Consider the following 13,874-nt stretch of genomic DNA (forward strand, 5'->3'; position numbering starts at 1 on the left):
GAACGAACGCCAATCCACGCATCCGCTTCTGGCTGCCTCACGATCCCAGTTTGCTGTGCACGGCGGGGCGTCGACCATTGGCCGTGCGCCAGCCGGTCACCTCGATGCACTGTCGGTCGCCGCACATGACGGTGAAACCGTCCGGCGTGTGCGCCTGAACTTGCCCGGCGAGGCCGACATAGCGAAAGGAATCCGCAAATGTGCGCGCCACGTCGATATGGATGGGTTTTCCCTCCTGGCGAGCGAAGGCGCCGGGATAAGGCTCCCCGACTGCCCTGATCAGGCGCAGGATGTCCGTTGCTGGACGCTGCCAATCGATCAGACCGTCCTCCGCCACGCGTTTTGCGCAGTAACTCGCCAGATTGTGGTCTTGCTCGGTCCTCGGCGCCTTTCCTGCCGCCGCCAGGGCGACGGCTTCCGGAACCATCTCTGCCAGATTGCGCACATGTTTCTCGTAGAGACTGCGCGCCGTCTCGTCTGGAGCGAGGGCGAAAAGTCGCTGCAGGATGAGGGGGCCGGAATCTGTGCCTTCATCGATCCAGAAGAGCGACGACCCGGTCGTCTTCTCGTCGAGCAGGATTGTCCATGGAATAACCCCCCGTCCCCGCAGCCGAGGCAGTGCCGACGGGTGAAAGCCGATCACCCCCAGACGGGGGATGGCGCGAAACGCCTGGCGACAAATCTGCGACCAGCCGAGAACCAGCACAAGGTCCGGCGCGCTGGCACGAACGGCCTCCAGCGTTTCTTCCGCGTTCACATTGGTCGTATGGAAGACCGCGCTCCCGGCTGCCCGTGCCGGCGCGGTCAAATCGGCAAAATCGGAATGCCGGTCGGCCGCCTCGGGCGGCAACGTGACCACCAGCGACGGCAGCAGCCCTTTCGACAGAAGGGCATCAAGCGCTATTCGGGATCCCTCTACGGCACCAACCAAAACAAACCGCATTGTTTTTCTCAAATAAAAAGTGTGTCAGAGCGTTATGCACAACCCAGAGCGCAACCAAGGGGAGAAATAACCCATGTGGGCGATATTAAAGTATTTCAAGTATGATATGCGGGGATGCTATTTCAGACGCGGGCTATACTGCAAGAGAATAATTGCATGATAGTGTCAGCCGTTGTATCGTAAAACCACTGCTTTTCTAGGGCTCAGCTCTCGAAGGCGATTTTTGAGAACGAACAAATTTCAGAAATGATCGCGTCCGATGTGCCCTCCGAAATTGAGGCAATGGAAAAAATTGATACCCTAGCGTGCGAAACGCGCAAAGGAGTTTAATGCTTGTGGCAGGCGCAGTGAAACACATCGTGTGTAGCCCTGCAGTCCAGCCAAGGGAATGCGGAGAAGGCCCCAGCTGCGGCGCAACTTCGGATCCATAGTATGATATTGCATTTGATCACCAATTTCAGCGCAAGCGCCGGAGCTGAAACGATGCTTGCGCGCCTGCTCAAGGCTTCATCCGACGAACGCGTCCTGGTCGTGTCGTTGCTCGACGTCTCGGCGCGAAACCGCGACCTCGCGGACAACCCGCGCGTCGAGTATGTGGCACTCGGCGCGCGTTCGCTGCCGGCCATCGTTCAGGGCACGATGCGACTTGCCCAAATCATCCGCCAGGAAAAGCCGAGCGTCATGCTCTGCTGGATGTACCATGCGATGGTGGTCGGAACGGTTGCTGCGAAACTCGCCCGCTGTGCGACGCCGGTGATCTGGAACGTTCGCCAGTCGCTGGATGACATCGCGTCGCTGTCGAGAAGCTCGCACTTCGCGATCGCTGCCGCCAAAGTGCTCTCCGGTTCTGCATCCGGCATTATCTACAACTCGTCCCGGGCGCGCGACATGCACCGTGCCTACGGCTATCGCAACCTGAACTCAGTCGTCATCCCGAACGGCTTTGAAATTCCAGCCGTTTCCGCCGGACACGAGGCGCCGCCCCGCCGGATTGGCATCGTCGCGCGCTTCCATCCGCAAAAGGATCACGCCACCTTCTTTCGGGCTGCCGCCTCAGTGTTGCGGACGCATCCGGACACGCGTTTCCTTGCAGCCGGCCGGGGACTGGCCTGGGACAATCCCGAGGTCGTACGGTTGATCGCGGATGCGGGCCTGCCGAGCGAAGCCATCGACCTGCGGGGCGAGGTGGCGGACATGGAGGATTTCTACCGCAGCATTGACATCCTCGCGCTATCGTCGAGAACGGAGGGCTTTCCCAACGTCGTTGCGGAAGCGATGAGCTACGCGAAGATGGTGGTGGCAACCGACGTGGGAGACGCGGCAGAGGTTGCCGGCAGCGCGGGAATTGTCGTGCCTGCGCGCGACCCGGAAGCCTTCGCCGACGCCATGCGCAAAGTGCTCGACCTTTCGCCGGAAGAATACGCCCGCTATGCCCATCTCGCCCGCGATCGTATCGAAAGCGAATACACACTGCACAAGATCGAAAGGCGCTACTCGAACTTCCTGAGGAATTTCTGACGTGCCACCGCGCGAACGAAGCGACTGAACAGGATATCAAAGAAAGAGACAGTTGCCCGCACGAAAAAGAAAACGAGGCCCAGTCCGTACCATCTTCCAGCGCCGAGACATCGCCGCGTTGACCAATGGCAAGCATGTGATAGCATCGAAACTTTAAAAGACATACTTTCAATTTCTTCAGATATACAATCACGCATTGCAGTTCGCGGCTTAAAATAATCTAATCACAAGCACTTCTTCTGCGGGCATTTTGACATGCATGTAACCCGAAGAATAACAGACCCGACACCACACACGACTTGCCGAGCCGTCCGTGACAGCAACGGGAAAGGGTCGTGGCGCCTGCGCGGCGCCACAAGGCAGCACGACCTGGGCCTGGCCGTCAGCGGCGGTCGGATGCTGGATGCGGGCAGGCGTCGGCCGCCTCCTCGGCCGAATGCGCACTCCGTCGGGTGGGCATCATGACGGCACCGATACGCACAGTCATCGTCGACGACCATCCGCTCGTCATTGTTGGCGCCCGGGCAACAATCGCGACGACAAGCGATATCGTCTGCGTCGGCGCCGCCGCAACCGGCGCCGAGGCGCTTGCGCTCGTCAAGGAGACCTGCCCGGACGTATCGGTTATCGACATCTCCCTTCCCGACATGAGCGGCCTTTCGCTTGCCGAAGAGATCCTAAGGCAGCAGCTTTCGGCCTATGTGGTGGTGATGACGATCTACCAGGAACGAACCTATGCGCAGCAGGCGCTTCAGATCGGCGTTAAAGGGTTCATCCAAAAATGCTCCGCCCCCGAACATCTGCTGCTCGCCGTCCGTTCAGTGACGCTCGGCGGCCTGTATCTGGATCCGCCAACCGCCCAGGAACTGACCCGCACACCGCCTGGCATTGGATCACGTGCCATGAAGGTGGTCGGCGTGCCCGGACTTACGCGTCGCGAGCAAGACGTGTTGCGTCTCGTCGCGCTCGGCTATTCCAACAAGGAGATTGGCGCGCGCACGAATGTGAGCGTCAAGTCGATCGAAACCTATAAGGCGCGCGCAACGGAGAAGCTGCAGCTCCACACGCGGGCGCAAATTGTCCATTTCGCCCTGACCCATGGCTGGATGAGCGCCCTCTAGAGCGTGGCGTGCACAATAAACGCACGGCGCTCCGGCACTTTGATGACAGGCGGTCAGGCCAAGGCACCGGCAGCGAAATGCCACGCTTGCCGCAGTTGAGACAGGAGCCGCCTTTGCGGATTGTGTTTGTGCTATCAGGGCTTGAGGCGGGCGGCGCGGAAAAGGTCGTCAACCTCCTCGCACACCACCGCGCCGCGCGTGGCGACGAGGTCCATGTTCTTGCTGTCAATGCAGAAAGCCCGGCGACCTACTTTGCCTATGATAAGACGATCCGCGTCGAGGCGCTCGGCAGCGGCACGCCGTTCCGAGTCCTTCGAACCGCCGAACGTGTCATTCGATTGCGCACGCGACTGCGGGCACTGTCACCCGACGTCGTCATATCGTTCCTGACCAAGATCAACATCATGGTCGTCCTGGCCACACGCGGCCTCGGCCTGCGGGTCGTTCTTTCCGAGCGAAACAACTTCAACACCCAGACCATGAGCCCGCTGTGGCGGCTATCGCGACCGCTGGCCGCCCGAGTAGCGGATCGGCTGGTGATGCAGACGGCAGAGGCGGTGCAGTCGCTGCCGCCGGACCTGAAAAAGAAGGCCGTCATCATCCCCAATCCGGTCACGCTTCCACTTGCCAGCACCCGCACGCAAAGCAAGGGCGCGCGGGTGCTGGCCGTCGGGCGTCTGGATAAACAGAAGGGTTTCGATCTGTTGGTCGACGCTTTTGCGGATGTCGCCAGGCGGAACCCGAAGATAACACTGACCATCTTCGGTGAGGGCCCGGAACGGCGCCCGCTCGAGGAAAAGGTTCGCCATCTCGGCCTGATGGACCGCATTCGCCTTCCCGGCACGACGAAATCACCGGTCGAATGGGTTGAAGCCGGCGATATCTTCGTCCTCAGCTCCCGCTTCGAGGGTTTTCCCAACGTGCTGCTAGAGGCGATGTCAGCAGGCCTCGCAAGCATCGCTTTCGATTGTCCCTGGGGGCCCTCGGAAATCATCGACACGCCGACGGTGGGCGTGTTGCTACCTCCGGAGAGTGTCGAGCAACTGGCCGCGGCGATAGACCGGTTGGCAGGCGATGCAACGCTCAGACAGCGGATCGGAGCGGCCGGCGCGCGTGCGGTCGCCTCACGTTACGCAACCTCCTCCGTCCTTCAGCAATGGGACAACGTCATTGCCCCGCCAAGGACCGTTTCCGCCCTGTCCCCGACGGCGCGCCTGACGACTTGAGACGGCATGCGGCAGCGGATCGTCTCCCGGTCACCGCCACAAGGATGCTCAGGGCGAGCCCGGCTTCAGATACAGCGTAGGGGTCCCATACCGATCCTTGAAACCAAGGGGAGCGGACTGCACATAGCCATGGCTCAGTGCATAGGCGTGCATGGGCTTTTCCAGCTCTTCCTCAAAACCGAGCAGAAGTGCCGCTGGCGGGTCCTTATCGAACATTGCTTCAATCGTCGCCGGCGACGCCATCTTGTAGTACTTCGCCAGCTCCGGGTCGGTCATGGCAGCGGTGCGATAGGCGAATGGCCCCGTAGCAAGCTCGGCATAGACGTCGAGGCCGCCTTCCAGCGGATAGATCGGCGAAAGGGTCGCCACTTTGCCGCTGACACCGGCAGCTTGCATCCGCTCCGCAATCGTCATGCCCTGCTCATGCACGCGCATTGTCGCCCATTGCTGCGGATGTGTCGCCTTACCGATGTATTGACCAAGACGCGGCGCGTTGACGGCGAGCACGACAAGCGCCGCGGCCAGAAGGATCGGCCGCGCCATAGGAAGTGCCCCCGGCCCGAGCGCCTCTAGCAAGAGCGCGAACGCCAGTGGAATGCAGACCAGCGGCGGCGCGAAATATTGCGGGAACCCAGGCGTCGGCACGAAACTCAAGGCGACACTGCAGAGCAATACGCCCGCCAGCACCAGCACCTCGCCGATCCGTGCCTTCGGCTCTGGCGCCGTATTCTCAGCGCGTCGGGCAAAAACCGTCAGTGCGACTGCCAGCAGCGCGGCAAGCGCCACGGCGACAGCCGGCGCAAACCATATCTCCTGAGCCAGCGCGAGCTTCTGGGCGAGCGACATTGCGCCTCCCTCCCCGTCACCGCTCATCAGCCGCCAATATTGCGGGTGCGGTCCGGTGTGATAGCGAACCACATGCGCGATAAAGAGCTCAGGGTCCCTGAAGAGATAAGCAAGGATCGGCGCTCCTCCAAGCAGGCCGCCAATCATCAGTGGACCGGCGACCTGACCGATGCGGTCTTTCAGCTTAAGCGATCGCGGCAATAGGAATGCGGCAACAGCCACGGCGGGTATAAAGGCAACAGCGCTCAACTTGAAGCTCACGGCAAGCGCCAGGAAGAAGCCGGCCAATACAGCCAGCGCGGCGCGCCGCCGCTCGTTGCGCAGCGCGAACAGGAAAAGACTGAGGCCGAGGAAGGCAAACGGCCAGGGCAAGAAATTGTTGGTGGCGCTGACACCCGTCTGCGTCAGGAACAGTTCGTTCACCAAGGAAACAACCACGACACAAACGGTTGCCCAGCCCGAACGTGTCAGTGCGTGCACGACGCCCGCCACCACCACCGCGAACAGGATCCAGGCGAGGAACACACCCACTCGGCCACTCAGAAGCAGGTAACTCGGCTCGACAAGCTTGCCGATGCCGTAGAAGTACCATGCGGAGCCCGGCGGATGATTGTAGAAGAAATCACCATAGAGCGCATGGTCGTTTAGCAGCCGGATCGGGGGAACATACAGTTGCTCGTCCCGCCGCATCTCGAAATTCATGATGCGGAGAAATAAGAAATAAGACACAAACAAGAAGAACAGCGCAGTCGCAAGATAGTAAAAAAACTCTACAGACCTTCCGCGAACCGAGACTTTTTCCTCGGAAGAAACGTTTGCTGGATATGTCATCTAAAAACTCCGAACAAACAATCGACGAAGTATAGAAAGCGGGAAGCGACGCGAACATTGACGGCCGCGCTCTGGCTCGGATCATCAAGCGGGAACGTGACGGCACCGGTGGCGCGTGGCATACGGGAAAATCCGGACAAGCGCGCAAGGATAAACCTGACACCTAAAAAAGCTTGCGGCCAAGCATAATATAAGGTATTTCTTTTATATTGGTTACTTAAGATAACGGAAACCCTGGGACTAATCCAGATATATTCCGTAACGCGCAGGCAAACGCCTGCATTTATTGGCGTGCATTTTTATCAGTTATTGAAAACGACCTCATCGCGCATTGGATCGCGATTGCCCATGAATAAAACCTAAGACGTCAACAGTATCCCAAACATATATTCTTGGAGACCGCTATGAAAGTCGTTCTCTTTGCGGGAGGGCTTGGCTCGCGCCTTGCCGAGGAAACCACGCGTATACCCAAGCCGATGGTCGAGATTGGTGGCAAACCCATCATTCTTCACGTCATGGACATTTACAGCCATTGGGGACACCGCGACTTCGTCGTGGCCGGCGGCTATAAATGCATGTCCATCAAGAGCTTTTTCCATAACTTCCATCTGTCGACGGCCGATTTTACTGTCGCGCTTGGAAGCGGCTCGATGGTGCTGCATCCCAATCATCCGCTCGATTGGAATGTTTCGGTGGTGGACACCGGCCTGTCGACAATGACGGGAGGCAGGCTTTTGCGCCTGCGTGAGTGGCTCGACAACGAACCCTTCATGGTGACCTATTCGGATGGTGTCGGGAACATCGACATCGAGGCGCTTCTTGCCTTCCACCGCTCGCACGGACGGCTTGCGACAGTCACGGCGGTCCAGCCCCCGGCGCGCTTCGGCAACCTCGAGATCGAAGGTGACCAGGTCGTCGAATTCACCGAAAAGGTCCAGAAGAAGGAAACCTGGATCAACGGCGGCTTCTTCGTCTTTGAACCGGGCGTCCTCGACTACATCCCGGGGCTTGCCGAGCCACTCGAAATGTCGCCGCTGACCAACCTCGCAAGAGACGGGCAGCTGTTTGCCTACAAGCACCACGGCTTCTGGCATCCGATGGATACGATCCGCGATCGCGACTACCTGAACGGCCTGTGCGAGAGCGACGATCCGCCGTGGCTGCATTTTGAACGCGACCACATCGCAGCAACGACACCCCCAACGTCTACCCATCACGTACGGATGTAGGACATGGCTGCGATCACCTGCGAGGCGGACCTTTCCGAGGCGTTCCATGGTCGGAGAATCCTGATCACGGGCCACACCGGCTTCAAGGGAGGCTGGCTCGCGCTGTGGCTGAGGCGGCTGGGTGCGTCGGTGGTCGGGCTATCCCTGCCGCCGTCGAAGCCGTCCTTCTTTCTGGCGACCGAACTTGGCGAAATCGTAGAGGGCCATAGCGGCGACATCAGGGTCGCCGCAGATGTTGCGCAGGCAATCCAGGGGCAGGATTTCGATCTTGTCATCCACATGGCTGCGCAAGCGGTCGTTCGAACATCGTTCGAGAGCCCTGTCGATACCTACGCCACCAACGTCGTCGGCACCGCGATCGTGCTCGATGCGGCGCGAAGGCTGAAATCGCTGAAGGGCGTCATCGTCGTCACCAGCGACAAGTGCTACGAAAACCGTGAATGGGTGTGGGGCTATCGCGAGAACGACCCGATGGGCGGGCGCGACCCGTACAGTTCGTCGAAAGGGTGCGCCGAACTTGTCGCGGCCGCCTACCGCTCCTCGTTCTTCAACGATGCGAGCGGGCCGCAGCTCGTCAGCGTGCGCGCCGGCAATGTTATCGGCGGCGGAGACTGGGGCGCCGACAGGCTTGTGCCGGACCTTGTCCGTTCGGTGGAAAGCGGCAACCCGGCGCGATTGCGCAATCCATCGAGCATCCGGCCGTGGCAACACGTATTCGAGCCGCTTCGCGGTTACATGATGCTCGCCGCCCATCTCGTTCACGGCAGGACGCGCTTTGCAGGTGGCTGGAATTTCGGCCCCGATCAGGAAGCAACGGTGAATGTTGGAACGCTTGCCCAGATGGTCGTCAGCCATTGGGGCGACGCCCCGCCGCGATACATCGTGGAGCAGCAGGCGAACGGGCCGGTGGAGTCCACCATTCTGCGCCTCGACAGCACCAAGGCACGTACGGAACTCGGATGGAAGCCGGTACTCCGCCTTGACGACGCCGTGGCCATGACCGCCGCCTGGTACAGGAAGTATCGCGACGATCCCACGCACATCCGCTCGTTTTCCGAACATCAACTGGAGCAATACGCCGACGCCTGGAAACAGGAAGCTGAACCCGACGCAAGACCATCGCCATTGCGCGCTATCGGAGATTGGAAAGATGCGAGTTAATTACGGGCAGTCCGTTTACGGCCAGGAAGAAATCGATGCCGTCATGGCAGTCTTGCGGTCATCGACGCAGATGGGCAAAGCCGTCAGGGCGATGCAGGAGCGCGTCGCCGCGCTTTTCGCAAAACGGCATGGCATCATGGTGAATTCGGGTTCGTCGGCGAACCATCTCGCCATCGAGATCGCCAACCTTCCGAAGGGCTCCGAAGTCATTACCCCTGCATTGACCTTTGCCACGACGGTAGCGCCGATCGTGCGTGCCGGCCTCCTACCGGCCTTCGTCGATGTGGTTGACGGCACCTACAACATCGATGCCGACGCGATCGAGCGCATGATTACCAAGAAGACGAAGGCGGTGATGATCCCGTCCCTGATCGGCAACCTGCCGGATTGGGACCGCATTCGCGCCATCGCGGACGCCCATAAGCTGTTGGTGATCGAGGACAGCGCCGACACGCTCGGTGCAACGGTGCGCGACAAGAGCACCGGAACGCGCTCCGATATCAGCACGACCAGCTTTTACGGTTCGCATGTCATCACCGCGGCCGGCAATGGCGGCATGGTCTGCGTCAACGACGATGAACTGGCGCGCACGGCGCTTCTCTATCGCTCCTGGGGCCGCACGTCCTCGCTTTTCGTTGAATCCGAAACCATCGAGAACCGTTTCAACATCGACCTCGACGGCTTCGACTACGATGCGAAGTTCGTATTCGAAGTTCTGGGGTTCAACATAGAACCGTCCGAGATGGGCGCCGCGTTCGGGCTCGTACAATTAGATCGCCTGCAACAGAACATCGACGCGCGCGAGCGCAACTTCGCCAAGCAGATGGCCTTCTTCCAGGAGTACGAGGACTGGTTCGTGCTACCGCGGCAGTTGCCGTTCTCGCGAACCGGATGGCTGGCATTTCCGCTGACTGTGCACGCCGATGCCCCCTTCACCCGCCGCGAGATGCAGATCTTCCTGGAGCAGCGCGACATCCAGACCCGGCCGGTGTTTACCGGCAACATCCTGCGCCAGCCGGCCATGAACGGTGTCGCCTGCAAGGTCGATCCCCGCGGCTACCCAATCGCCGACGACGTGATGCGCGGCGGCATCCTGCTCGCTTGCCACCACGGGCTGACGCCGGCGCATCTGGATCACATCCACCAGTCGTTCCGCGATTTCGCGCTTCGATTTGCAAATTCAGGGTCCAGCAGGCGCAGCCAACAGCAACCTGCCTCCTTCTTTTAAGTGATATGGGGTTTAAAGATGACACGTCTTACGAGATGCCGCGCCTGTCTTGCAGCCGACCCGCTCACGTTTCTCTGCATGGGTGATCACCCTCCGGCAAACAGCTTCGTGCGGTCGGAGGATGTGCCTGAAAGCCAGCCCACCTATCCGCTCGACTCGCAGGTCTGCCTGACGTGCGGCCTGATACAGGTTTCCGACCAGGTTCCGGAAGGTTTTTTTGAGCACTATCTCTACGTTCCCTCGAGCGCCACCTCCATGCACGACCACTTCGCAGGATTGGCCGATGTGCTGAAGAAGGCGGCCGGAAGCGGGCTGATCGTTGATATCGGTTGCAACGACGGCCTTCTGCTTTCGGCTTGCAACAAGGTCGGCGGAAACACGCTCGGTGTCGACCCTGCGGCCAACCTTGCCGAGATTGCCCGCGCTCGCGGCGTGAACGTCGATGTCGGCTACTTCACCCACCACGGCTCGGCACGCCTTGTTAAAGAGTACGGTTCGGCAAAGGCGATCGTGACGACCAACACGTTCAACCACATCGGCGACCTTCATGATTTCATGGCCGGTGTCAAAGACTGGCTGGCGGAAGACGGCGTCTTCGTCGTCGAAGTGCCGTGGGCGAAGAACCTCCTCGAAAACAACGAATTCGATACGATCTATCACGAGCACGTCTCCGAGTTCAGCCTGCTGTCGCTCGTCAAGCTCAGCGGGCACTTCGACCTTGAGGTCGTCGACGTTCATCGCCTTGGCGTGCACGGAGGGTCGATGCGTGTCTTCCTCAAACATGCTGCCGCCGCCACTCGTCCGTCGGCGACGGTCGGTGAAATGCTGGCGGAAGAACTGGACACCGGGATGCTCGAGGCCGAGACCTATCTCGCCTTCGCAGAACGGGTACGCAAGATCGGTGTCGACCTGAACGCCATGCTCGACCAACTCAAGAAGGACGGCATCACCATCGCCGGTTACGGTGCGCCGGCCAAGGGCAACACCCTCCTCAACTTTTTCGGGATCGGGCCCGACAGGCTCGACTATCTGGTTGACCGAAATGCACTAAAGCAGGGGCTGTACTCGCCGGGTATGAAGATACCGATCCGCTCGCCCGAGGTATTGACCGAAGACGCGCCCGACGTGCTCCTCGTATTGGCCTGGAATTTCTTCGACGAGATCCGGGCACAGCAAACTGATTTTGCCGCGCGTGGTGGCCGCTTCCTCGTGCCGCTGCCTTACCCGACCCTCGTCAACTAGAAGTCGGGACGGGTTGCGATACGGCGATTTGGCGCAAACGGGATTAGGCCCATGTCGAGAGTATTGATTACCGGCGCGGCTGGATTCATTGGTTCGCATATGACGCGCGCTTGCGTCGATGCCGGCTATGAAGTCCATGTCGTGGCAAGGCCCGGCACCGACGACAGCCGGCTCGATGCCGTCGATGGTGCGTTCACCCGACACAACTTCGACCTTCAGTCTGAAGAGGCTATCAAGCGGTGCCTTTCAGACGTGTCGCCGGAGATCGTCTTTCATCTCTCCGCCCGACCTAGGCGGCGCGAGGAAGCCGAACTCAACGACGCCAAGGCCGGAATCCGGGAACACCTCAACGCGCTGCTCGGTCTCCTCGGAGCCGCGAGTGTTGTCCGCCACCCGCCGCGAAAGATCGTCAGAACCGGCTCCCTTGCCGAGTACGGCTCGGCGCCGACACCCTACGAAGAAGATAGCCGCGAGTTGCCGGTCAACGCCTATGGCGCCGAACTCGCCGCCGCCACACATTTCATCGGTGGCTTGCAGGCGCGCCTGTCCTTCCCCGTAATCACGGCGCGGCTGGCGCTCGTCTACGGCCCGATGCAATCGACGGAATTCATGATTCCGCTGTTGATCGAACGTTGCCTCGCCGGCCAGCACTGCGTCGTCCGCAATCCGGGAGACCGACGCGATCTGCTCTATGTCGACGACGTCATTGAAGCCTTGCTTCGGATTGCCGATGCGCCGGTAAGCACCCGGCTCGTCAATGTCGCAACTGGCATGGCACCAACTATGCGGGAGGTTGCAAAGCTCATCGTCGAGCACACCGGTGCCGACCCGGGCCTCATAGAATACGGAGTGGGGTCGACCGGGGGCATCAGGGATTTCCGTGCATCGACCGCGCGAGCCAAGGATCTTTTCGGTTGGAGCATGCGGGTGCCGCTGACGGAGGGGCTAGCCCGCACAATCGCATGGCGCCGAGGGGTACTACCGCCCATATCAAGCGATGGCCGCGCATCGCGCAATACCGTCTGAGGGTGGTGAAACGCGATGAAGAAGAAACCAAAGATTTCGATCCTGGTGCCGGCCTACAACGAGGAGGCCAATGTCAGGCGCGCCCACGAGGCGATCGTCGAGATGTTTGGGACCCTTCCCGGATACGACCGCGAGATCATCTTTACGGACAACCACTCCACCGACAGGACCTTCGACATTCTGTCAGAAATTGCCCGCGAAGACCCGACCGTCCGTGTCATCCGCTTCAGCCGCAACATCGGCTATCAGCGCTCGCTGCTGGTCGCCTACAAGACGGCGACGGGCGATTGCTCCGTTCAGATCGACTGCGATCTGCAGGATCCTCCGCATCTCATTCCAGGCATGGTCGACCTTTGGTTGGAGGGTCACCAGGTCGTCTACGGCATTCGCCGGACACTCAAGGACGGGTGGCTGACGACCCGGATCCGCCGCGCTTTCTACTGGTGCATCAACGCGCTCAGCGAAGATGATCTGCCTCTCAACGCCGGCGAATTCCGACTTGTCGACCGATGCATTCTTGATGAGTTGCGCAAGGTCGACGATACGTCGCCCTATCTGCGTGGCCTTATCAGTGCGATGGGTTTCTCGCAGGTCGGCTTTGAATATGACCGACAGGCGCGTGTCGCGGGCGAAAGCAAGTTTCCGTTCAGGGCCATGTTGTCACTCGCCGTCGACGGGATCCTCAACCATTCGCTGACGCCGCTGCGGCTCGCCTCGATGGCAAGCCTGGTGATGGGCACTGCCACCCTCCTGCTTCTGCTCGGCTACCTCGTCGGCAAGCTTCTGTTTGGACAGGACTGGCCGGCGGGCTTTGCCACGACGACGATGCTGCTTCTGCTTTCCATCACTCTGAACGCAATTTTCCTCGGCATCATGGGCGAATATGTGGGACGCATTTTCATGCAATCTAAGCGACGCCCTGCCCCGATCATCGAAGCATCGCTCAATGACGACCGACACCGGCGACCGGCACCAATGATGCCGGAATGGAGGCGGGGCGATGTCGCGGCCGACAATCAAAGACATTAGCGCCGGGCCGCGCGGCGGCGCGACGCTTGCACGGTTTGCTGCCGTTGGCGCGCTGACGACCCTCCTCGACATGGCACTGTTCAACACACTCTATCTGGTGGGGGTGCCGCCACTTTCCTCGAACCTGGTTTCCTATTCCTGCGGGATCGCGGTGAGCTACATGCTCAATCGCGCCTGGACCTTCCGCGCCGCCCGCAGCCATGTGCAAGCCGTTAAGTTTGTCGTGGCGACGGTTGCCGGCCTCCTGATCTCGACGGCCATCGTTTCGACCCTTGCATTGCTGATCCCGGCGCCCATCGCCAAGCTCGTCAGCGTCCCCATCGTATTCGTCTGGAACTACCTGACGTCTCGGCTCTGGGTGTTTCGCGAAGCTGCAGCAGCGAATGCCGTCATGAAATACGCGATGGAGGATGCCGTCGCATTAGGCAGCCGGCATCCTCCTGAAACACAGCAACCGAATATCTCTTAGATCTC

The 13,874-nt window shown here is 60.3% G+C and carries 12 protein-coding genes; 10 read left to right on the forward strand and 2 right to left on the reverse strand.

Annotation, left to right across the window (positions count from 1 at the left end; translation table 11 throughout):
- Positions 1–37: 37 nt before the first annotated feature.
- Positions 38–943, reverse strand: coding sequence for a formyltransferase family protein (locus BBX50_RS04855; RefSeq protein ID WP_065774188.1), 906 nt, complete (start codon positions 941–943; stop codon positions 38–40).
- 432 nt (positions 944–1,375) lie between these two features.
- Between BBX50_RS04855 and BBX50_RS04860 the strand changes: the two genes are divergently transcribed.
- The 3 genes from BBX50_RS04860 (at position 1,376) to BBX50_RS04870 (ending at position 4,808) form a co-directional block, all read left to right on the forward strand.
- On the forward strand, positions 1,376–2,461 hold the full coding sequence (locus tag BBX50_RS04860; RefSeq protein WP_065774189.1) for a glycosyltransferase: 1,086 nt from the start codon (positions 1,376–1,378) through the stop codon (positions 2,459–2,461).
- Positions 2,462–2,922: 461 nt separating this feature from the next.
- A complete protein-coding gene (locus tag BBX50_RS04865; protein WP_065774269.1) occupies positions 2,923–3,582 on the forward strand; it encodes a response regulator transcription factor in 660 nt (219 codons plus the stop codon).
- 122 nt (positions 3,583–3,704) lie between these two features.
- Positions 3,705–4,808, forward strand: a complete 1,104-nt coding sequence (locus BBX50_RS04870; RefSeq protein WP_244513100.1) for a glycosyltransferase family 4 protein — start codon at positions 3,705–3,707, stop codon at positions 4,806–4,808.
- Between the two features lie 48 nt (positions 4,809–4,856).
- Here the strand turns inward: BBX50_RS04870 and BBX50_RS04875 are convergent, their stop codons facing one another.
- Positions 4,857–6,485 carry a hypothetical protein gene (locus BBX50_RS04875; RefSeq protein ID WP_065774191.1) on the reverse strand — a complete coding sequence of 543 codons (1,629 nt, stop codon included), beginning with the start codon at positions 6,483–6,485 and terminating at the stop codon, positions 4,857–4,859.
- A 404-nt stretch (positions 6,486–6,889) separates the two neighbouring features.
- Here BBX50_RS04875 and rfbF point away from each other — a divergent pair, with 404 nt between their 5' ends.
- From rfbF to BBX50_RS04910, 7 genes are read left to right on the forward strand one after another with little or no spacing between them, the layout of a single operon-like run.
- The gene (gene rfbF, locus BBX50_RS04880; RefSeq protein WP_083213544.1) at positions 6,890–7,714 is read left to right on the forward strand and encodes a glucose-1-phosphate cytidylyltransferase; all 825 of its coding nucleotides are present in this window, start codon (positions 6,890–6,892) and stop codon (positions 7,712–7,714) included.
- Between the two features lie 3 nt (positions 7,715–7,717).
- On the forward strand, positions 7,718–8,875 hold the full coding sequence (rfbG, locus tag BBX50_RS04885; RefSeq protein ID WP_065774192.1) for a CDP-glucose 4,6-dehydratase: 1,158 nt from the start codon (positions 7,718–7,720) through the stop codon (positions 8,873–8,875).
- Positions 8,865–10,103, forward strand: a complete 1,239-nt coding sequence (locus BBX50_RS04890; RefSeq protein ID WP_065774193.1) for an aminotransferase class I/II-fold pyridoxal phosphate-dependent enzyme — start codon at positions 8,865–8,867, stop codon at positions 10,101–10,103. Before rfbG ends, BBX50_RS04890 begins: the two co-directional genes overlap by 11 nt.
- A gap of 18 nt (positions 10,104–10,121) precedes the next feature.
- Positions 10,122–11,345 carry a class I SAM-dependent methyltransferase gene (locus tag BBX50_RS04895; protein WP_065774194.1) on the forward strand — a complete coding sequence of 408 codons (1,224 nt, stop codon included), beginning with the start codon at positions 10,122–10,124 and terminating at the stop codon, positions 11,343–11,345.
- A gap of 51 nt (positions 11,346–11,396) precedes the next feature.
- Entirely contained in the window at positions 11,397–12,371 is a 975-nt protein-coding gene (locus BBX50_RS04900) for an NAD(P)-dependent oxidoreductase (protein WP_083213545.1), read from the forward strand.
- A gap of 15 nt (positions 12,372–12,386) precedes the next feature.
- A complete protein-coding gene (locus BBX50_RS04905; protein WP_083213546.1) occupies positions 12,387–13,400 on the forward strand; it encodes a glycosyltransferase family 2 protein in 1,014 nt (337 codons plus the stop codon).
- Positions 13,372–13,869, forward strand: coding sequence for a GtrA family protein (locus BBX50_RS04910; RefSeq protein WP_065774196.1), 498 nt, complete (start codon positions 13,372–13,374; stop codon positions 13,867–13,869). The genes BBX50_RS04905 and BBX50_RS04910 overlap by 29 nt, the downstream gene beginning before the upstream one ends.
- Positions 13,870–13,874: the final 5 nt, after the last annotated feature.

The sequence above is a fragment of the Ensifer sp. LC11 genome (assembly GCF_001695835.1).
Lineage (GTDB): Bacteria > Pseudomonadota > Alphaproteobacteria > Rhizobiales > Rhizobiaceae > Ensifer.